Genomic DNA, 21,678 nt, shown 5'->3' with positions numbered 1-21,678 from the left:
CGGATCTTTTTCCTTGTTTATTCGAATCCTTCAGCAACCGCTTCTGGATAATTTTCTTCAACAATGTGTGCACAACGGCCACAAAGTGTTGGTAATTTTTCATCTGAGCCGACATCTTGACGAACGGAACGACAACGGTCACACGTTTCGCCTTCTGCTTTTTCAACTAAAATAGCCATGTCTTCAAATTGAACAGCTTCACTAGGTGCTACTTCTTTTGATACTTCAAAGTCGGAAACAATTAGTAATTGAGAAATATCTGCATCAACAGCTGTCATTAATTGACGAATTTGTTCATTTGGATAAACGGTCACTTTAGCTTCTAACGATTTACCGATTAATTTAGAATGACGAGCTTCTTCCAACGCTTTTAAGACATTGTCACGGAAATCCATAAAGGCTGCCCATGTATCCATCAATTCTTCTTCATTAGTAAACGTTTCGTAACCTGGGAATTCAGCTAATTGCACATACTCTTCTTCTTCTTGTAAGAAACTCCAAATTTCTTCCGCTGTATGTGGAATAATTGGTGTCAATAATTTTGTTAATGAAACCAATGTTTGATAGAAAACAGTCTGCATACAACGACGTTGATAATCGTTTTCTGCTTCAATATAAACGACATCTTTCGCAAAGTCTAAATAGAAAGAAGATAAATCTACCGTTAAGAAGTTCATAACTGTCCGATAAATATGCATAAAATTATATTTTTCATAACCATTTTCACGGATTTCTTGAATGACTTGATTTAAACGAACCGTCATGTATTTATCTACAGAACGTAAATCAGCATAAGCTACAGTATGCTCAGCTGGATTAAAATCACTCGTATTCGCTAACAAGAAACGCATAGTATTACGGATTTTCCGGTACACTTCAGATACTTGGTTTAAGATATCCATTGAGACACGCACATCGGCTTCCGCGTCAACACTACTTACCCACAAGCGTAAGATATCTGCCCCCATTTGGTTAATAACTTTTTCAGGTAAGATGGTATTGCCTAACGATTTACTCATCTTACGGCCTTCGCCATCGAGAACCATCCCTTGAGAAATGATTGATTTATAAGGCGCTACCCCATTGATAGCAACACTTGTTGTAATACTTGAGTTAAACCAACCACGATATTGGTCAGAACCTTCTAAATACATATCTGCTGGGAAAGTTAACTCTTCTCTTTCTCGTAAAACTCCTTCATGTGAAGAACCTGAGTCAAACCAAACGTCCATGATATCTGTTTCTTTGGTAAACTCGCCATTTGGTGAACCTGGATGTGTAAAGCCTGCTGGTAGTAACTCTTTTGCTTCACGCATAAACCAGATATTTGATCCATGTTCTGCAAATAAATTCGCTACATGTTCAATTGTTTCTGGCGTAATGATGGCTTCCCCATTTTCAGCATAGAAGATCGGTAATGGTACACCCCACGCTCTTTGGCGAGAAATTACCCAATCACCACGGTCACGAATCATATTATACAAACGTGTTTTTCCCCAAGGAATTAGCCAGTCAACTTTCTCAACTTCATCTAAAATATCTTGACGGAATTTAGAGATTGAAGCAAACCATTGTGGCGTTGCACGGTAGATAACTGGTTTTTTGGTACGCCAATCATGTGGATAACTATGCGTAAAGAAATCTAATTTTAATAACGCGCCTTTTTCTTCTAATAACTCAGTAATCATTGGATTCGCTTTGTCATAGAAAATTCCTTCAAAACCAGGTGCTTCATCTGTAAAGACCCCACGGCTGTCAACAGGAGAAATAACAGGTAAATCATATTTACGGCTAACAATATAGTCATCTTCCCCATGTCCTGGTGCGGTATGAACTAAGCCAGTCCCGGCATCTAGCGTCACGTGGTCGCCTAGCATAACAAGTGATGTTCGATCATAGAATGGATGTTGAGCTGTCATACGATCTAATTTTTCACCAGAAAATTCTCGCAAGACTTCTACTTCTTCCCAACCAATCGCTTCTTTAACTGTTGATAATAAATCTTTAGCAATTACAAATTTACGACCGTCTGCCTTCACTTCAACATACGTAAAATCAGGATTAACTGAAATACCTAAGTTGGCTGGTAATGTCCAAGGGGTTGTCGTCCAGATTACGAAGGCTGTCTCGTTATCTAAAAGACCTTTACCATCGGCCACATTAAAAGCTACGTAAATAGAAGGTGATTTTACATCTTTGTATTCAATTTCTGCTTCTGCTAAAGAAGATTCACTTGAAGGAGACCAATAAATTGGTTTTAAGCCTTTATAAATATAGCCTTTTTCTGCCATCTTACCAAAAACACGAATTTCTGCTGCTTCATACTCTGGATCTAACGTAATGTATGGATGTTCCCAATCGCCTGACACACCTAAACGTTTAAAATCGTTACGTTGTTTATCGACTTGTGATAAGGCATACTCTTTACATTTTTCGCGATACTCAGCGACAGTCATTTCTTTACGTTTAACTCCTTTATTGGTTAACACTTGCTCAATTGGTAAACCATGGGTATCCCAACCAGGCACATAAGGAGAACGGAAACCAGACATTGATTTTGAACGAATAATAATATCTTTACTGATTTTATTCAAAGAATGTCCTAAATGAATATTTCCGTTTGCATACGGAGGGCCATCATGTAAAACAAAGGTTGGTTTTCCTTCGTTTAATTTTTGACGTTGTTCATATAAGCCTTTTTCTTCCCAGTCTTTTTGCCATTCTGCTTCACGGTTTGGCAAGTTCCCACGCATTGGAAAAGCTGTTTTTCCTAATTGCAATGTTTCTTTCATTTTCATATGCATTTGCCTCGCTTTCATTTTATCGATTTAATTGTGTTAGTTCATACTAAAGATGAACGATAGCTGATAAAAGTAGATAAAAAAAGAGTACTCCATCCCAAGGGACGAAGTACTCGTGTTACCACCCAAATTCAAAGTAGAGTTGCCCCTACTTTCTCTGAAATTGATAACGGTAATTATCCGGCAGTTCCTACTCAAGTGTTCAGAACTGCATCTAGGATAGAGGATCTGTTTAATGCCAGTGTCTGTCAAACTTTCACTATCATTGACTCGCTGCTAAGAATAAACATTAAACGTTCTGTTCTATCTATTTTGATTCTTCTTCAATTGTTTCTTCAGTGACTTCAATTACAGGCTTTTTTTCTACTACAGCATCTGTGTTCTCTTCAGAGTTTACAACAGTTTCATTTTCGTTGTCAAGGTCTTGTTCATCAAGAATTTCCTTAACTGCTGTATGTTTGTCTCCGACATAACTAGAAAAAGGCTTTAAAATCTCTTCCCACTCTTCACTCTTTACTTGCTCTAATTGAGTTTCAAGCATTAAGCTTAAGCGTTGATGGAAGACACGTGTTTTCTTCTTCAAGTCTTCTGTTTCCCCAGCTAATTGACGGGCACGTTCAATTGCTTCTGCTAAGATTTGTGTTGATTTCGCTTCAGCATCTGCAATCATTGCATTTGATTTACGTTCAGCTTCTACCAAGGTTTCTTTGGCTTGGTTATCTGCCGAAGTGATAATCATTTCTGATTCTTTATTGGCACTTGATTTCACTTTATCAGCGGTATCTTGTGCAACAATAATTGATTGATTCAATGCATCTTTCAATTCATTGAAGTATTGTAATTTTTCTTCTGCGTGTTTTAATGATTTCTCAAGTTCACGATTTTTTTGTAATGCATCTTCATAATCACGTGTGACTTGATCTAAAAAGTCATCTACATCGTCTTGGTTATAGCCTCTCATTTTTGTTGAGAAGTCTTTGTTTTGAATATCTAATGGAGTTAATGCCATATTCCTTCACCTCTTTGGATTATTTTTGTAAAACCCCTTATGAACACATTCTCATACTAATCCTGAAATAGCAAATATCTTACTTTTTTTATTATACACAACTTCGTCTGAATGAACAGCCAAAATGGTTTTCTTAAACAAAAGTTCGAGATTATTTTCTCAATACCCCTAAGAGGACACGAAATTTTTCTTTCTTTGTTTTTCCTTCTAATTCTTGAATCTGAAGGCGCCCAAATCCTCGTATCGAAACAATATCTAATAAGTCTAAGGCAAAATCTGGTCGTGTCGTTTCTGTCCAATTGACTTTTACTTTACCAGATTCGATCAATTGTTTTGATCGCTGCCTTGAAATATTAAATACGGCGGAAATTACACTATCCAGCCGCAAAGAGCTCATAGTCGTTCGCTCTTCTTGCCAACCATCCTTCGGTATCAAAATTTGTGTATAATCCCGCTCTTCTAAGCGAACAGTAATTTTACCAATTTTGTCGACTTGGTTAACAACGAAGCCAGCTACTTCTTGTGCTATAAAAACCTGCCACTTATCACCATCGGAAATAATATCTCCAAAGGCTTCCCTACGAACCCCAACATTCATCAAGGTGCCTAAAATTTTCCCATGAGATAATGTCGCAAATTTAGATGGATAAATAATTTCAAATAATACAACACCAAAATCTGTCTCTTCTGGTATGTAATACGCTGGATAAATCAAGCAGCGTTTTCGTTCTGCTTGCTCATAACCACCATAAAAAGTAAACGATAAATCACTGTTTTGTCGAATCAACGTTTCCAAAATATACGCCTGTCTAGGATCAAGAAAGTCTGTCAAATAAGGCGCGTATTGCATCTCCACTTGCTCTAGCCAATCCCCGACAGTGTCAATAAAAGGATGTTCATCTTTGCGGAAATGTTGATACACATTTGCGTTCATAGATAAATCATCCTTTCTAAAAGTTATTAATAAACAATAGCTCGTAAAATGACTGCTAAGCCACCCGCTGCTAGGTTAAGGACAATAATCCCTACCATTACGTTAAATCCAACCATTCCAATCCTTAAATTCAAACGGTCAAACAAACTTAAGTATGGTTCACAAATTCTAGAGAGCAAACGCCCGAAAGCAGAATCATATGCTCCTGGAAACCATGAAAGTAGCGCGTAAATCACTAGTAATCCTGAATAGATTTGAACGCCTTTGTATAATAGAGTAATCAGTGTTGCGATAATAACACCTCCCTAAGGCTTAGAAATCAAAGAATTGTTTGTTGGCTAAAGATTGTGCTGTCGCACTATCAATTTCCATATTCGCTGGTGTGCATAAGAAGATTTCATTGCCAACGCGCTGAATATCTCCGTCTAAAGCATACACAGTACCAGTTAAGAAATCAACGATGCGTCGTGCTTGGTCTTCTTCTACTAATGTAAAATTAACTAGCACAGCTTCTTCAGCAAATAAATGTTTCGCAATGCTCATTGCTTCTGAATACACACGTGGTTCAATAATAGTAATTTTATGTGTTTTTGCATTGGCGGTGCTTTCTTGTGCTCGTCTTGTATTCGTAGTCGCTGATTGATTAGAACTACGCATAGAAACCACTTTTTTCTCTGTGTAAGCAGCTTGTTGTGTGTCTCTTTCTTGATGCGCTTCAGCAGAACGATAGCGTGCAGAAGGTTTTTCAACTACAGGCTCACTTTGTTGTGTATAAGCTGGCTGACTGTAACTTTCCTGTTGTTGAACAGGGCGTTGTGGTTTAGGCCGAGCCGCACGACGCGGTGGTTCATTAACTGCTTTGCGCTCTTCATATTCTTCGTAGTTATCATAATAATCATCTTCTTCGCCAGATAAGCCAAAAAAGCTCGATAACGCATCCTTGTTAAAAATTGACATAAATTCCTCTCCTTTACGCATCTCTGAATAACGCTGTTCCGATTCGTATAAAAGTTGCACCTTCTTCAACTGCGATTGGGAAATCGTTACTCATTCCCATGCTAAGTTCTGTACAAGGAGCAAAAGATAAATGTTTCTCATTTACGGTCATTTGCAGCTCTTTTAATTCTCTAAATGTTGCATGTAATACTTCTTCACTTGCCCCAAAAGGTGCCATAGTCATTAGACCGACGATTTGAATTTTGTCCAAATCAGCAAGTTCTTGAATGAAAGGTAAGACGTCTTCTTTACGAAAGCCGTGCTTGCTTTCTTCCCCAGTTATATTCACTTCAACAAAACAACGAATAACTTTCGTTGCTCTTTTTTGAATTTCTTTGGCTAGACTCAGACTATCTAATGCATGAAAATAATCTATCTCATTAATAATTAATTTTACCTTCCTACGTTGTAAATTACCAATTAAATGCCACTGAATATCATTAAATTTTTCCAATCCAGCTTTCTTTTCTAGTAACTTATCTACTCGGTTTTCAGCTAAATTCTGGACACCAAGCTGAACAAGCTCTGCTGCTTCCTCAATTCCTACTGATTTAGTGACGCCAATCATTGTCACATCAGCAACAGAGCGCTGTGAGCTTTTGCATGCTAGCTGAAGTTGATTATTAATATTTGTTAAGTTTTCAGCTATCATTTCTAATCGATGCTCCTTATCGTTTTCTGCGGAAAAATGGTGGCGTACTTAATTCGTCATCATTGTGATTTGGTTCTTCACGGTGGAATGTATCAAATTCTTTTTTGTCTACTTGTTCTAATGAAGATTCGTCAACTTTTGGACGTGTATTTTGTTCTCTGCGAATATCCCAATCGCCAAAAGCACTTGCTTCTTCTTGTGATTTTGGTTGATCCATTTCCACAGATTGAGTTGTTTGTTGCATTGGTTGAACCGCTTGTCTTGTTTGACGGTGCGGTTTTCTATCCTTTTTTGATTCATCAATACCTGTAGCGATTACTGTTACACGAATTTCGTCGCCTAAATCTTCGTTGATTGATGTACCTAGGATGATGTTCACATCACCTGAAGCAGCATTTGTAACGATATCTGAAGCATCTTGTGCTTCAAACAAGGTCATGTCTAAGCCACCAGTAATGTTTAATAAGACTTGTTCCGCACCATCGATTGATGTTTCTAACAATGGTGAAGAAATAGCTTTTTTCGTTGCTTCAATTACGCGTTCTTCGCCGCTCGCTACACCAATCCCCATTAAAGCTGTTCCTTGGTTTTCCATCACTGTTTTCACGTCAGCAAAGTCCAAGTTTACGTAACCTGGTGCAGTGATTAAATCTGAAATCCCTTGAACACCTTGACGTAATACATTATCAGCTTCTCTAAATGCTTCAAGCATTGGCGTTTTCTTGTCAACGACTTCTAATAAGCGGTTGTTTGAGATAATTAATAGTGTATCAACGTTTTCTTTTAATAAAGCAATTCCTTCAGCGGCAAAACGACCACGTTTTGGACCTTCAAAACTAAATGGACGAGTTACTACACCAACTGTTAAAGCGCCTAATTCTTTAGCGATTTTTGCAACTACTGGCGCAGCACCTGTACCAGTTCCGCCACCCATACCAGCAGTAATGAAAATCATATCCGCGCCTTGTAATGATTCTGAAATCACTTGTTCACTTTCTTCTGCAGCTTTTTGGCCAACTTCAGGTTGTGAACCGGCACCTAAACCACGAGTGTATTTAGGGCCTAATTGAATCACTGTTTCTGCTTTTGAATGTTTTAATGCTTGAACGTCTGTATTGGCTGTGATAAATTCCACGCCTTTAACGTTTTCTTCGATCATACGGTTTACAGCGTTTCCGCCGCCGCCACCTACACCGATAACTTTAATGACTGCACCGTTGTTAATGTTATTGTCTAATGAAAATTCCATGATATCGTATCCTCCTGTTTGTGTGATTAGTCGAAAATGTTCGAGAAGAAGTCTTTGATTTTGCCTGTCACTTTTTCACCAGACTCACGTTCGTTGAATTCTTCGTATTCTTCTTGAGGCTGTTCAGCATATGTGTCATAGCGAACTTCTTGTTGGACAGCGACTGATTGTGCTGGTTTCGATTTTTCACCAGGGATTGCATATTTGGCAATGTGATAAATATCGTTTAGTTGCGCTGAATATTCCACAATGCTAATGACATTAGCAAAGACTGGGTTACGTAAGCCCATGTGATTTGGTACGTATAGTTTTACGTTGGCTTCAAAAATCTCTTGCGCCAAATCGACAATACCTGGCATACTAGCGGCGCCACCAGTTAACACAACGCCTCCAGGTAATTCAAACGCATCAATTTCATCCAGAACTTCTTTTGATTTTCTCAAAATTTGTTCCACACGCGCTTCAATAATTTCTGAAAGGTAACGTTCGTCCACTCTTACAGGCTCTGACTTACCGATAACATCAACAGGAAACTCTTCGTTTGCTGAAGTTCTTTCTGGATAAGCATCCCCATAATTAATTTTTAAGGCTTCGGCGTTGTTAAAAGAAGTATTCAATACGATTGAGATATCTTTCGTGATGAACTCGCCGCCTTCTTGGTTAACATGAGTAAATTTCAATTGTTTGTCGTGGATAACAGATGTCGTTGTTTGACCGCCACCCATATCAATGACAATTGTTCCAAAGTCTTTTTCGCCATCTGTTAAAATTGTTTCTGTTAAAGCAAGCGGTGTAATCACTAATTCGTTAATTCCTAAGCCAGCTTTTTCAACACATTTACGGATGTTATGGATGATTGTTTTTGGTCCAGTATAGACAACGCCAAACATCTCCATGCGAACGCCAAGCATTCCACGTGGGTCTTTGATGCCTTCAAAGCCGTCGACGGTAAAGTCTTGCGGTAAGATTGCAACAATTTGACGTTCAGGAGGAGTTGAACGAACCAAAGCTGCAGATGCGACGTTGCGCACATCCTCATCTGTAATTTCTTTTGATTCACTGCTAACAGCTATCATTCCTTGACAGCTTTCTACTTCTAATAAATTCGCTGGTAATCCAACATTTACGCTTTTAATTTGAATGCCGGCTTTTTCTTCGGCTTGTCGAACGGCCCGTTGGATTGCTTGAACTGTTTGATCAATATCGACGACAATCCCTCGATTCAAACCGTCTGATTTTGCATTTCCAACGCCGATGATGTTCATTTGACCTTCAATATATTCAGCGACAACTACTTTGACAGAAGTTGTACCAATATCGAGGCCTACATACATTCCTGTTTTTGCCATGAACGGAATTCCTCCTCCTATTAATTCCAATATCTAAGCGGACAAAGGCGTCCGTTTAACTATCTCTTTTTTAGTATTATTCACTTCTTCCAATTTTACCATAAAAATGGGGGTTTTAGAAAGCAGATTATACGAATTTGTTCGTTAATTTTTGAAACATTTTTGTAAAAAACTTATTCTGCTTGTTGCACTTCTTGATTTTCTCCATTTATCGGCGTACCGTTATTCGCTTCATCCGTTGCTACGCCTGCATTTGGGTCCGCAACTTCTTGATTTTCAACCGCTGAATCTTCGGAAACTTCACTGCCCGTTTCTTCACTTTCTTTTTCATACGGATAAGAAAAAATGCCGACTTCCATATCAACGATTCCAGGTTTGTCCATTTGCTCGGCTACTTGTGAATAATAAGCCATTTTTTCACTTAAATCAGAAATATTAACAATCACTCGATTTCCATCATTCATATAGACATTAATCAAGTCTTTATTGGTTTTGGATGGTGCATATTTAATTTCTGAAATTCCTTGTTTAATTTCTTGAGGTAATTTGTTGTAAGAGGCCATTAATTCAGGGATTAATTTATCCTCTTTGAAATTCTCAAAAATTGGTTTGCCACTTTCAGCAGCTTTGGTGGTTTCCGCCAAAGTTTTACCATTCTCTAAAATCGGATGATAGCCGCCTTTAGTCGCAGCAAGAGCGACAATTTGATACTCTTGAATATCAATTTTAAATGAATTAATACCATTTAACTTAATGTTCGCCTTTTTTATAATTGGAAACTTTTTCTGAATATTTGCAGAAAAATAATTTCTATTTGAATACTGCTCCCATAAGCCACTGCCCGTTTCAAGTTTTGACTGCTGAATAATCGCTTGACTCTCCACACTTTTGTTACCTGAAACTGTTACTTCACTCAATCGACTAAGAGGCGAAACAAAATACAATGCCACTAAAATGGCTGTCCCTAAACAAGTTAAAATAAAGGCTAAACGCCTATATAAGCGCTTGTTCCGTGTTTTCTTAACGTTCGGTAAACGATCTGCAAAATGCTCCTCTTCTTCCACTGTTTCTTGTGGAAGATGTTGTTGAGGCTCTTCTTGACTTTGTTCTTGTAAAGTGATGATGACTTCTGCTTGTTCGTTTTCACCTTTTGAAGCAGCTTCTTCCGCTTGCTTCTTCAAATATTCTTGGTTTTGTTTTTGCCAAGGTGTCAGTTCAGGTTGAGACTCTTCCGATTTTTTTGGAGGTAATGGTTTTCTTTTTTTGAATATATCGTTCTCGTTACTAATCTTCCACACCTCCTATCTCAGACTAACGTTTTCACAACTTGATACAAACGATCACTTGCATCTGGGATGCCTTCCCCTTTGGACGCCGTTGCCATCTGTTGTCTTTTTTCATTGTTTAATAAAATATCATCAATTGCCGCAACTAAACGAGCGCCGGTCAATTCTGCATCTGGAATCATTTCAACAGCACCAACTTTTACTAAGCTTTGCGCATTTTTCGTTTGATGATCATTCGTGACGTAAGGACTCGGAATTAAAATTGCTGGTAATCCTAATGCGGTGAACTCCGCAATTGAGGTTGCTCCTGCACGTCCCACCATTAAATCGGTATTAGCCATCACTTCAACCATTTTATCAATATACGGTTGCACACTTATGTTTGTCAATTTCTTTTCAGAAAGCTTTAGACTTTCTTGAAGTTCCTGATAATATCTTTCTCCTGAAGCGTATAAAACTTGATACTCTCTCTCTTCAAACAAAGGAAAGGCCTGTTCAAACGCTTGATTGATTTTCAAGGCGCCACGACTTCCGCCAAATAAAACCACCGTTTTCTTTGCTGGATCCAAGCCAAACTCTGATAAAATAGCTGACTTTTCCACCGTTACGACTTCTTGTCCCCGCGGGTTCCCTGTCAAAATTGTTTTTTCTTTCGGGAAAAAACTAGCGACATCCGGAAAACAAATCGCAATTTTATCCACATAACGACTTAAAAATTTATTTGTCATTCCAGGGATACTATTTTGTTCATGAATAATTGTCGGTATTTTTAATTGGTGGGCCGCATAAACTACTGCACCAGAAACATAACCGCCTGTACCAATGACCACATCTGGTTGAAATTCACGAATAATTTTTTTTGCTTTATTAATACTTGTTAAAAATAAATAAATTGTTTTAAAATTTTGAGGACTCAGCGAACGCTTGAATCCTTGAATTTTAATCGTTTTAAATGGAATTTTCGCCTTTGGCACAATTTGACTTTCTAAACCATTTTCTGTTCCCACATACAAGAATTCTGTTGCAGGTGCTTCTTTTTTGACGTGTTCGACGAAGGATAACGCAGGATAGATATGCCCACCTGTGCCACCACCAGTTACTAGTATCTTCATTTTCTCACATTTCACTTTCTTTTAATTGTTGAACAGCTTGCATAAAGGCTTCCCCGCGTACTTCAAAATTCGGGTATTGGTCCCAACTTGCGCAAGCAGGTGATAGTAAAATAGTATCATCTTTTTCCGAATAATCAAAGGCAATGGTAACCGCCGTTTGAACATTTTCAGCAAATAAAATTGTTTCAATGTTCGCTTTTTTAGCAGCTTCCGCCAATTTTTCTTTAGTTTCTCCAAATAAAACAATTGCTTTGAGTCCCTGCAGAGCAGGAACCAATTCATCAAATGAGTTACCGCGATCCAAGCCGCCCGCAAGTAAAAGTAGCTTTTGGTTGTCAAACCCACTTAACGCCATCTCTGTAGCTAAAATATTGGTTGCTTTTGAATCGTTATAAAAACGTCTTTGCTGAACTTCGCCAACAAATTGCGTTCGATGGGGAACGCCTGAAAAGTTTGTCAAAGTTTGTCTAATCTGAGCATTCGATACATTTTTTAATTTAGCTACACAAATCGCTGCGAGTGCATTTTCAATATTGTGACTACCAGGAATCCCTAGCTCATCGGCGGGCATAATATATTCTTCATTGAAATATAATTTCCCATCTAAAAGATAAGCACCTTCTACTGCTTCTTTCGTTGAAAAAGGCAATACGTTGGCTGCTGTGGTTTTAGCTAACGTTTGAAGCTCTACTTGATTCCAATTTAAAATCAAGGTGTCCTCTGCGGTCATGTTTTTTTGAATGGCCCATTTTGCAGCAACATATTCTTTCCGCGAACCATGATAATCCAAGTGTGCCTCAAAAATATTTGTAATTACTGCAATTTGTGGGTGAAACGTCTCAATTCCCATTAACTGAAAACTAGAAAGTTCCATCACAAGATCATCCTTGGCTGTTGCTTCTTGAGCCACCGTACTCGCTGGAAAACCAATATTTCCCGCCAAACGTGCCTCACCAGCCGTTCTGTCAGCGTTTAGCAATAAACCAATCATCGTGGTCGTGGTTGTTTTGCCATTGGTGCCCGTAATGCCGACAATTGGACATTCCGCAATTTGACCTGCTAATTCCACCTCAGTTATGATAGGAATTTTCCGAGTTAGTGCTTCTGCCACAAGTGGGTTTGTATAAGGAATACCAGGATTTTTAACGATTAGTTCAAATTCTTCATCCAACAATTCAATTGGATGCCCTCCTGTAACAACACGAATACCCAAGGTTAATAAATCTTGGGCGTCAGGGTTTTGATCAAATTGTTTTGCGTCATTAACGGTAACGAGCGCACCTAACTCATGTAAGAGTTTCGCTGCGCTGACACCACTTTTAGCTAGTCCTAAAACCAACACTTTTTTGTTTTGATAGGTTGTTATTTTTTTCATTGTCAATTTCCCCTTTGATAGATTAGAAAAGAATCCATAATGTGATTCCTGAACAGATTAAACCGACAGACCAAAAGACAAAATCAATTTTCCATTCAGACCAACCACACATTTCAAAATGGTGATGAATTGGTGACATTTTAAAAATCCGTCGACCAAATAATTTAAATGAAGCAACTTGTAAAATAACACTTGCTGTTTCACAAACGTAGACAAGTCCAATTAAAAGTAGCGTCCATTCTTGATGCAAAATAATTGAAATTGCTGCTAACAATCCACCTAATGCTAATGAACCAACATCACCCATGAAGATTTTTGCTGGTTTTCTATTATAAGGGAAAAAGCCAATCAGCCCACCAATCACACTTAGGCAGATAATCACAACATCAAATTGTTGTTGTTTCCAGGCAATAATTGCATAAGTACCAAATGAAATTGTTCCTAAACCAGCAACTAAGCCGTCAATCCCATCTGTCAAATTCACGGCATTAGAAAAACCGACTAACCAAAAAATAATAAACACGCCATAAAAAATACCTAACGGAACTTCTGCTAATCCAAACAAATCTAAGGTGTCTGAAAAGCCTTCACTTCGATAAACAAAGTAGAAAACCAACCCACCAAAAATTTGACCAATTAATTTTTGACGAGAATTTAAGCCCATGTTCCGTTTTTTAAAGACTTTTATGAAATCATCTAAATAACCTAGCAAACCGTATAATACTAAAATAAATAGAATAATTAGTAGAGACGGCGTAAATTGGTGGAAAAACAACCCCATTGCTAATGAAGTAATCAAGCTGGCTACAAGGAAAACGACTCCCCCCATTGTAGGGGTACCTGTTTTCACGCTATGCCAAGTTGGGCCATCTTCACGAGTAACCTGCCCTTGTTTTTTCATTTGAAAATAGCCAATGAATAGTGGCATTACGCTCACTGTAATGGCAAAACTCACCACTATGGGAATAAAAATCTGTGTCCACTCCATGTTATCTCTCCTAATTATTCTACGTTATTATTCTGTGCCTTCTAAAGTCACGGTTAATTTTTTCTCCGTAATTTCAGTTTCAGCAGCGATACTTTGTTTCGTCACATAGCCTTCACCTTTAAACTCGACAGTCAAACCTAATAGATCGCCAAACTTGGTAACATCGCTCTTCGACCAGCCGGTTAAATCAGGCATATAGTTCGTTCCGTTTGTGATCAAAATCAATTTTTGATTAGGCATTAATGTTTGACCAGACGGCGTTGATTGTTTCTTGATTTTTTCACCATCGCCGATAATCACAGGATCCACCCCGTTCACTTTGGCATTGGCCAACGCTTCCGCTGGCGTCATGTTTTTATAATCAGCAACTGTGACTTTATCAGAAGCTACTTTCGTTGTTTCCGGATCTGTCTCTTTAATGTCTAACGCTAATTTCATTAATGGGTTTGCAATTGCCGCCATTGCTTCTGAAGGCGAACCTGATTTTGCTTGTCTAAGTGTAATATACAAAACATATTCAGGATTATCCGCTGGGACCATTTCCACTACAGAAGACAAGACTTGACTTGCTCCATCAACGTACCCTTTACCATCTGAAATCTGGGCAGTTCCTGTTTTGGCAGCAACATGATAGCCTGGTACTTTATAAATATCATACGCAATCCCGTAAGTCGGGTCTTCAACGGTATCAATCATGTACGTACGAATCTGTTGAGCTGTTTGCGCTTTGATTGGGGTTCCTACGATTTGTGGTTCCGTAATCGTTTCTTTTCCTGTATTTTTGTCAACAATTTTGCTGATGTAATGAGGTTGCAACATTGAACCGTCATTTGCAATAGCTGAGAAACCTTTCATCATTTGGAAATTAGTAACCGTAATTGCTTGACCAAATGCCGACATTGCTCTATCTACAAAGTTTGTTCCTGGCAATTTACCAGCAGATTCACCACTTAAACCTGAATGCGTGCTCGTACCAAAACCAAATTTTTTCAAATACTCCATCCATTTTTCATCACCCATTTTTTGTTCTAGTTTTACCATACCAATATTACTAGACCAAGAAATGGCTTGACGATAATTCAAATATTCTTTGCCGTTCAACCGAGTGTAGTCATGGTCATTCACAGTTACATCCCCAACTTGAATTCCACCAACACGATTGAATAATTCATTAGGATTAAACTGTCCTTGTTCCATAGAAGCAGCTGTTGTAAATAATTTGATTGTTGAGCCTGGTTCATAAGGACTTTCAACTAATAGGTTCTGCCACGTGCCATTATCGTCTAACCCTTGTTTCGTTTCAGGATTAAATGTTGGCCGTTGAGACATGGCAACAATTTCGCCTGTTTTTGCTTCCATTAACATGGCAGTCATAGAAACTGGTTCATATTTTTCATTAACTTGCGTCATTAAATCTTCTAAGGTATTTTGCAAGCGACTATCCAGCGTTGTGTAAATATCTTGACCATCCACTGCTTTTTTCTCTTCCGCCACAGTTCCTGGTAAGGCATTGCCATAAATATCTTTTTCAAAATATACACGGCCATCGGTTCCGCTTAAAATATCATTATAGGTCTGTTCTAGTCCCATTGCGCCTACTAAGCCTTCTTTATCATCATCTGGATTGGCTGCTTTCGTATAGCCAATAAAGTGAGAAGCAAACTGCCCATTGGGATATAATCTGGCTGGATGTTCATTGAAATAAACACCTGAGATTTTTTTCTTTTTCAAATCTGCTTCAATTTTTTGGCGTGTTTCCAAGGTAATGTTTTGACCACCTGCACCAAATTCCACTTGATATTGTGTTGACCCATCTTCATGGATCCCATTATTCAAGTATTTCAATGCTGTTTTTTTGTCTAGTTTGGTATATTTCGCTAAAATTTCAGCAATATCATCGAAGTCTTTTTTCTCAGCATAGAGCTTTTCATTATTTTGTCCCGTATATTTTTTTGATAATACAACATATAACGAGTAGGAGGTAGCATCTTCTGCGATTGGATTACCATATCGATCTAAAATTGATCCTCGCTTAGCTTTTACCACTTGGCTTCCTTCATATAAAGAAGCTGTTTTTTCCTTTAGTGAGACACCGGCTACTTTTCCTGTTGCCACAATGTATGTCGTTCTAAAGGCAAATAAAAAGAACAATCCAATACTCGTAGCGAATAAAATGATGCCTACTTTTTTACGATTGTTCATCGGATTTAAGTTTTTCTTTTTCATGAATTGTTTAAATTTATGTCTTTTACTCATTATTTAACAGTCCTAACATTGTCGCCGTTATTTTCTAGTCCTTGTTTTTTAGCGACATCTTTGATTCGATCTGATTTAGAAAGTTCGCTTCTTTCTTGTTCCAATTTCAAAGCGTTATCTTCCTTTTCTTTAATGACTGTTCGCGTATCTGTAATATCGTTCATGGTTTGGACAATTGTCGTTCTTACTTGAATTGTCGCAATTGCAATACCAATCGTTGCACAAACTAATACAACACCGATTAATTTTTCTAGCAAAGAGACATTTTTTAGTTTCTTTTTGGGTAATAGAGTGGGGACAGGTAGTGTTTCCTCTTGCATTTTTCTGTCTTGCTCTGTTGCCACAGTTGGCTGATCCATTTCTGGTGCTTCATAATGGAAATCATTTACTTTCTTCAATTCAGCCATGTGTCTACCCCTCTCTCTAACTAGATTTTATTTTTTCGGCAATGCGTAACTTCGCACTTCGTGAACGATTATTCTCAGATAACTCACTGTCACTTGGTAAAATTGGTTTTCTGGTAATTACTTTTAATTCTGGTTGAAATTCTTCTGGTACCACTGGAATGCCTGGTGGCAAATCTTGTACCGTACTGTATTCTTTAAACATTGTTTTAACGATACGATCTTCTAACGAATGGAACGTAATCACACTGATTCTGCCATTTTTCGCTAGCAAATCAATTGCTTGTTCTAGCGACTCTTCAACTGCCCCTAATTCATCATTAACGGCAATGCGAATTGCTTGGAAAATTCGTTTTGCGGGATGTCCACCTTTGCGTCTTGCTGGAGCTGGAATCGCCGTCTTAATAATCTCAACAAGTTCACCTGTTGTTTCAATTGGTTGCTTTTCGCGAACACGTTCAATTTCTCGAGCAATCTGTTTCGAAAATTTCTCTTCCCCATAACGAAAGAAAATTTTTACTAACTCACCATAGCTATACGTATTCACCACTTCGCGAGCCGTCAAGGGTGCGTCTTGATCCATGCGCATATCTAAGGGCGCGTCTTGATGATAGCTAAAACCACGTTCTGCTTCATCTAATTGTGGTGACGAAACACCTAAATCGTATAGAATTCCATCAACATGGAACACCCCGTGTTCTGCCAATTCTTCTTTAATATTTCTAAAATTTGATTTGATGAAGGTCACTTGACCTTTGTCTACATATTTCTGCAAACGAGTCTTAGCATGTGCCAACGCTTTTTGGTCTTGATCAAAGGCATATAAATGACCGTGCTCATTCAATTGTGTCAGTAAGTATTCACTATGTCCGGCACCACCGAGTGTGCAATCTACGTATACGCCATCCGGCTTCACTTGTAATCCATCCACTGTTTCTTTTAAAAGAACGGTGTAATGGCGAAATTCTTCAGTCATCATTTGCCTCATTCCTAAAATCCAAAATCAATCATTGTTTCTGCTAATTCATCAAAGTTTTCTTCAGCTTCATCAGAGAATGCATGCCAACGTTCGTCACTCCAAATTTCAATTCGGTTAGAGACGCCGATAACAACACAGCCTTTTTCTAAACTGGCATGTGTTCGTAAATTCGCCGGAATATTGATACGACCTTGCTTATCAATCTCACATTCAGTTGCAGCGGAATAAAAGAATCGCACAAAGGTACGTGCATCTTTCTTAGCTAAGGGCATTTCTTGAAGTTTTGCTTCAAGTTGTGACCATTCATTTAAAGGATAACCAAATAAACAGCCATCCATCCCTCTCGTTACCACAAATTTTTCACCAAGTTCCTCACGAAACTTTGATGGAACGATTAGGCGGCCTTTGGCATCGATATTATGTTGGTATTCACCCATAAGCATAGCCAATACACCCGCTTTTCCACTTGATAGAACAAGTCTACCACATCCCACCACTTTCTACCACTATAAATCTAAAAACTTCTATTTTTTAACTGTTATTTAAAATTTCTGTAATATTTACAGGGTTTTATGTAACAAGCATCATCCAACAAAAAATGTTATTATAACAAGGTTTTTACTATGTTTTTTATCAAATAACCCCCAAAATAACAAAAAAACCCCACGGAGTGGGGAGTTGTGGGGGACATTTTCCCACAGCGTATTTCCCCTATTGTCTCCACGCTTTATTACAGTAGATAATGACTGATATTTAGCAAGATAAGCAACACATACAACACAAACGTTAGTAAAAACGTCAACCGCCAAAACATCTTGAAATATCGTCTATATAAAATCTCTCCATAATAATAAGCTTGAAACAGGGCAACAGCGACTCCTAATAACAAAATAGAAATCACAAAATACGGCATAATCGATTCATCATAACTATCTTTGGATAACTCATGGATCCCTATGAATAAAAACGGAATGGCCAAATCCGGTGCTTTTATTTTCCAACGTTCCGTTAGGGAAAAAGTGGACACGAGAAAATTGCACGCAAAGAGCACAATTACCGGAAAAATATACCAAAATAACATTATTGCCGAAAACGACACCATTCTCTCAACAAATCCTTTCATTCCACCTGCTATAACTATACTTCATCAACGTTACACAGATGTTTCATTTCGTTTAAATATATGTGCTAAAAGCCCTTTTTGCTTGCTTTTTCATATAAAAAACGGATTACTTATCAAACCATTTTCAAAACGAGGCCTCACCTATCGCGGCCACTTATTTTTGAATGTTTTTTATAAGCTTTTCTTCTCGTATTGTGTCATACTTCTATTATAATGGATTTAGAACAAAAAATGTTGATTCGGGGTGAATCTTTTGATTAATTATTTATTATTGAAAAATGACTATTTTGAACCTTGTTCACCAGACGATGAAGCCCTAAGTTGGATTTCGGTAGAATCTCCTACAGAAGAAGAAATCGAGCGTCTCGTCAATCAATACCACTTACCAACAGATTATCTTACCGGCGTTTTAGATGATGAAGAAAATGCTCGAGTGGAAGGTTTCCGCCACGAAAAATTACAAACGCCTACGTTACTTTTATTTCGTTATCCCAAAGCTAGTATCAGTCCTAGTGGCTATCTGCAAGTAGAAACGGTGCCGATTGCTTTAATCGCAACCGTCGATAACAAACTAATTACTGTTAGCAATGGGCCTAACGACATCGTTCATGGGATTCAAAAAGAGGCGTTCACGCATCAAGATCTTTCTATCGAAAAGGCCTTAATTTTAGCCCTTTCATGGAAGATGGCCCTTTCCTTCAATAAAAACTTACAAGCACTTATCCAACAAACCAACAAACTTGAAGGAGAGCTCCAAGTAGCCACAGAAAATAGTCAATTATATCAGATTATGGACATTCAAAAAAGTCTAGTTTATTTCGAAGCAGCTTTAACGGATAATTTAAAAGTATTAAAACGTTTATATAGCGCTGAAATTTTTAATCATCCAGAAAAACATTTGCCATTTTTAAGGGATATTTTGATTGAACTAGAACAAGGACTGAATACGACTAAAATACAACTAAAATTAGTTGATAACATTAGTAATACTTTTTCAGCAATCGTCTCAAATAACTTAAATAATGTCATGAAAATTTTAACATCCTTAACAATTGTCCTAACCATCCCGACCATCATCGGGGGAATCTACGGCATGAATGTGAAACTCCCTTTTGCAGAGCATGAATATTCTTTTTGGATTATTTTTGCTATCACTACCTTAATCTGCGTAATTAGTATTCGAATTTTAAAGAAAAAGAATCTCTTATAACTTTAGGTTGCTGTTTTCAGGAAAAGGTTGTACACTATTAGCAGAAATTAAAAAGGACGTGTCATTTATGAACGACAAAGAACAAAGTCGCTTTTCAAAAATCACGAAAGTCGTGGTTTGGCTAATGCTGATCGCAATTGTAGGTTCAACTGTTTTAACAGCAATTCTTAGTCTTTAAACTGGAGAACTTTTTCACACATTAAAAGTAAAAAAACAGCCCCTTCTATCAATTGAAGGGGCTGTTTTTTTACTTGCTCAAATAGAGCGGCTATTTTTTCGCCATCGCTAACAGCTCTTGTGCATGTTCAATGGTTAATTTCGTAATTTCACTTCCTGCGAGCATACGCGCAATTTCGTTTACTCGCTCTTTTTCAGATAAAATTCGGACGCTTGTTTCTGTCCGACCCGCCACGATTTCTTTTTCAATAAAATAATGTTCATCGGCAACGGCCGCCACTTGGGGCAAGTGCGTGATACACAACACCTGCGAATTTTCTGAAATCTGATAAATTTTATCGGCAATCGCCTGTGCTACTCGGCCACTGACTCCTGTATCCACTTCATCAAAAACAATACTAGTGATCCCTTGCGTTTGAGAAAAGATTGTTTTCATAGCTAGCATCACTCGCGAAAGTTCTCCGCCAGAAGCCACCCGAACTAACGGTTTTAATGGTTCCCCTGGGTTAGTAGTAATATAAAATTCTACTCCGTCTAAGCCATTTTCTTGTAAATGCTCAAGTTCTGTAAAGCGGACTTCAAATTCAGTTCGCTCCAAATATAGTTCTTTTAATTCGGTTAAAATTTGTTGTTCGAGCTCTTTGGCTAGGCGCTTTCGCTCTTTTCGTAAAACTAACGCTTGTTGATGAGCCGCTTGTTGTTTCTCTGCAAGCAATGCTTCTAAGTCACCTGTACCACCTTCCAAAAAATCAGCCTCTGCTAACTCTTTGGTGATTTCTTCATAGTAAGATAAAATCGTTTCGATTGAATCGCCATATTTACGTTTCATTTGACGGATTAATTCCAAACGATTTTCTACTTCATTCAAGCGACCTTCGTCTAGTTCTAAGCCATCAATTAACCTAGAAAGATCTCCACTGGCTTCTTGTAGTAAGTAGTAAGCATTTTGAACAGTATCTGACAATGTTTTATATTCTGAATCAAGGGATTCAATCGAAGCGAGTTCATTCATACTTGTTCCAATTTTATCCAAACTACTATCGTCTTCACCATTTAGCGCGGCATAACTAATCGTCAGTGCATCAGCAATCTTTTGAAAATTGTTCAGTTTATTGCGTTCTTCTAGCAATTGTTCTTCTTCACCAGCGACTAACTGTGCACTAGCAATTTCATCACTTTGAAAATGAAGCATGTCCATTCTTTGGGCAAATTCTTTTTCATTTTTTTGTCGCTTTCTGACTTTGGCTTCGAGTGCGCGATACTCTTGATACGCCTGTGTATATTTTTCTTTGACTGCTAAAAGTTTTTTCCCACCAAATTCATCTAACATATCAATATGGCGTTCACTTTGCATCAATTCTTGATGTTCATTTTGGCCATGAATATCTACTAAATATTCCCCAATTCTTTTTAAATTAGTAATGTTGACAATTCGTCCGTTGACACGGCAAACATTTTTACCAGAAGCGGAAATATCTCGTTGAATCACTAAAGAATCTTCTTCTGTTTCAATACCTAATTCTTCTAATAATTGCTTTAATTCTTGACTTTTCGGCATTGAAAAAAGTCCTTCTAAGGTGCATTTATTTGCTCCTTGACGAATATAGTCACTGGAGCCGCGTCCGCCTGTGAGTAATCCCATTGCATCAATAATGATGGATTTCCCCGCACCCGTTTCTCCCGTTAAAACGGTCATACCCATTTGAAACTCTAATTGTAACGAAGAGATAATCGCAAAATTTTTCACGGAAAGTTCTTGTAACATCTTGTTCACCTCA

General features: G+C 38.0%; 20 protein-coding genes. 2 read left to right on the top strand and 18 right to left on the bottom strand.

Going from position 1 to position 21,678, the window contains the following annotated elements:
* Positions 1 to 17 precede the first annotated feature (17 nt).
* From ileS to MKZ30_RS03515, 17 genes are all read right to left on the bottom strand, one after another.
* The gene (gene ileS, locus MKZ30_RS03595; RefSeq protein ID WP_033601125.1) at positions 18 to 2,798 is read right to left on the bottom strand and encodes an isoleucine--tRNA ligase; all 2,781 of its coding nucleotides are present in this window, start codon (positions 2,796 to 2,798) and stop codon (positions 18 to 20) included.
* Between the two features lie 310 nt (positions 2,799 to 3,108).
* Positions 3,109 to 3,810, bottom strand: a complete 702-nt coding sequence (gene divIVA / locus MKZ30_RS03590; RefSeq protein WP_002355904.1) for a cell division protein DivIVA — start codon at positions 3,808 to 3,810, stop codon at positions 3,109 to 3,111.
* A gap of 151 nt (positions 3,811 to 3,961) precedes the next feature.
* Positions 3,962 to 4,744, bottom strand: coding sequence for a YlmH family RNA-binding protein (locus MKZ30_RS03585; RefSeq protein WP_002355903.1), 783 nt, complete (start codon positions 4,742 to 4,744; stop codon positions 3,962 to 3,964).
* Positions 4,745 to 4,770: 26 nt separating this feature from the next.
* Positions 4,771 to 5,028, bottom strand: coding sequence for a YggT family protein (locus tag MKZ30_RS03580; protein WP_002355902.1), 258 nt, complete (start codon positions 5,026 to 5,028; stop codon positions 4,771 to 4,773).
* Positions 5,029 to 5,056: 28 nt separating this feature from the next.
* The gene (locus tag MKZ30_RS03575) at positions 5,057 to 5,701 is read right to left on the bottom strand and encodes a cell division protein SepF (RefSeq protein ID WP_002355901.1); all 645 of its coding nucleotides are present in this window, start codon (positions 5,699 to 5,701) and stop codon (positions 5,057 to 5,059) included.
* Positions 5,702 to 5,714: 13 nt separating this feature from the next.
* Positions 5,715 to 6,392: a YggS family pyridoxal phosphate-dependent enzyme gene (locus MKZ30_RS03570; protein WP_002358890.1), complete on the bottom strand. Its 678-nt coding sequence runs from the start codon at positions 6,390 to 6,392 to the stop codon at positions 5,715 to 5,717.
* A gap of 16 nt (positions 6,393 to 6,408) precedes the next feature.
* A complete protein-coding gene (gene ftsZ / locus MKZ30_RS03565) occupies positions 6,409 to 7,641 on the bottom strand; it encodes a cell division protein FtsZ (RefSeq protein ID WP_002355899.1) in 1,233 nt (410 codons plus the stop codon).
* 26 nt (positions 7,642 to 7,667) lie between these two features.
* On the bottom strand, positions 7,668 to 8,990 hold the full coding sequence (gene ftsA / locus MKZ30_RS03560) for a cell division protein FtsA (RefSeq protein WP_002355898.1): 1,323 nt from the start codon (positions 8,988 to 8,990) through the stop codon (positions 7,668 to 7,670).
* 173 nt (positions 8,991 to 9,163) lie between these two features.
* A complete protein-coding gene (locus tag MKZ30_RS03555; RefSeq protein ID WP_033601126.1) occupies positions 9,164 to 10,288 on the bottom strand; it encodes a cell division protein FtsQ/DivIB in 1,125 nt (374 codons plus the stop codon).
* Positions 10,289 to 10,296: 8 nt separating this feature from the next.
* Positions 10,297 to 11,388 (bottom strand): undecaprenyldiphospho-muramoylpentapeptide beta-N-acetylglucosaminyltransferase, encoded by a 1,092-nt coding sequence (murG, locus tag MKZ30_RS03550; protein WP_002355896.1) that lies wholly within the window; start codon positions 11,386 to 11,388, stop codon positions 10,297 to 10,299.
* Positions 11,389 to 11,392: 4 nt separating this feature from the next.
* The gene (gene murD, locus MKZ30_RS03545) at positions 11,393 to 12,763 is read right to left on the bottom strand and encodes a UDP-N-acetylmuramoyl-L-alanine--D-glutamate ligase (protein ID WP_010715078.1); all 1,371 of its coding nucleotides are present in this window, start codon (positions 12,761 to 12,763) and stop codon (positions 11,393 to 11,395) included.
* A gap of 22 nt (positions 12,764 to 12,785) precedes the next feature.
* A complete protein-coding gene (mraY, locus tag MKZ30_RS03540; RefSeq protein ID WP_002368238.1) occupies positions 12,786 to 13,751 on the bottom strand; it encodes a phospho-N-acetylmuramoyl-pentapeptide-transferase in 966 nt (321 codons plus the stop codon).
* A gap of 27 nt (positions 13,752 to 13,778) precedes the next feature.
* Positions 13,779 to 16,007 (bottom strand): penicillin-binding protein, encoded by a 2,229-nt coding sequence (locus MKZ30_RS03535; protein WP_002383404.1) that lies wholly within the window; start codon positions 16,005 to 16,007, stop codon positions 13,779 to 13,781.
* Positions 16,007 to 16,414 carry a cell division protein FtsL gene (gene ftsL, locus MKZ30_RS03530; RefSeq protein WP_002419342.1) on the bottom strand — a complete coding sequence of 136 codons (408 nt, stop codon included), beginning with the start codon at positions 16,412 to 16,414 and terminating at the stop codon, positions 16,007 to 16,009. The genes MKZ30_RS03535 and ftsL overlap by 1 nt, the downstream gene beginning before the upstream one ends.
* Positions 16,415 to 16,430: 16 nt before the next feature.
* Positions 16,431 to 17,387: a 16S rRNA (cytosine(1402)-N(4))-methyltransferase RsmH gene (rsmH, locus tag MKZ30_RS03525; protein ID WP_010710705.1), complete on the bottom strand. Its 957-nt coding sequence runs from the start codon at positions 17,385 to 17,387 to the stop codon at positions 16,431 to 16,433.
* Positions 17,388 to 17,401: 14 nt separating this feature from the next.
* Positions 17,402 to 17,833 carry a division/cell wall cluster transcriptional repressor MraZ gene (gene mraZ, locus MKZ30_RS03520; RefSeq protein ID WP_002355890.1) on the bottom strand — a complete coding sequence of 144 codons (432 nt, stop codon included), beginning with the start codon at positions 17,831 to 17,833 and terminating at the stop codon, positions 17,402 to 17,404.
* 287 nt (positions 17,834 to 18,120) lie between these two features.
* Complete coding sequence (locus tag MKZ30_RS03515; protein WP_002383401.1) at positions 18,121 to 18,513, bottom strand: DUF3397 domain-containing protein; 393 nt, start codon at positions 18,511 to 18,513, stop codon at positions 18,121 to 18,123.
* Between the two features lie 244 nt (positions 18,514 to 18,757).
* On the opposite strand from MKZ30_RS03515, the gene MKZ30_RS03510 reads away from it, so the two are divergent.
* Both MKZ30_RS03510 and MKZ30_RS03505 read left to right on the top strand, forming a co-directional pair.
* Positions 18,758 to 19,723: a magnesium transporter CorA family protein gene (locus MKZ30_RS03510; protein WP_002383400.1), complete on the top strand. Its 966-nt coding sequence runs from the start codon at positions 18,758 to 18,760 to the stop codon at positions 19,721 to 19,723.
* 67 nt (positions 19,724 to 19,790) lie between these two features.
* Complete coding sequence (locus MKZ30_RS03505) at positions 19,791 to 19,901, top strand: DUF4044 domain-containing protein (RefSeq protein ID WP_002383399.1); 111 nt, start codon at positions 19,791 to 19,793, stop codon at positions 19,899 to 19,901.
* Positions 19,902 to 19,991: 90 nt separating this feature from the next.
* Here MKZ30_RS03505 and recN read toward each other — a convergent pair whose 3' ends face one another.
* Positions 19,992 to 21,665: a DNA repair protein RecN gene (gene recN / locus MKZ30_RS03500; RefSeq protein ID WP_033601127.1), complete on the bottom strand. Its 1,674-nt coding sequence runs from the start codon at positions 21,663 to 21,665 to the stop codon at positions 19,992 to 19,994.
* Positions 21,666 to 21,678: the final 13 nt, after the last annotated feature.

The sequence above is a fragment of the Enterococcus sp. LX10 genome, assembly GCF_023539285.1.
Lineage (GTDB): Bacteria > Bacillota > Bacilli > Lactobacillales > Enterococcaceae > Enterococcus > Enterococcus faecalis.
Note: the sequence above shows the minus strand (reverse complement) of the source record. Positions and strands in the feature narration are given on the sequence as shown.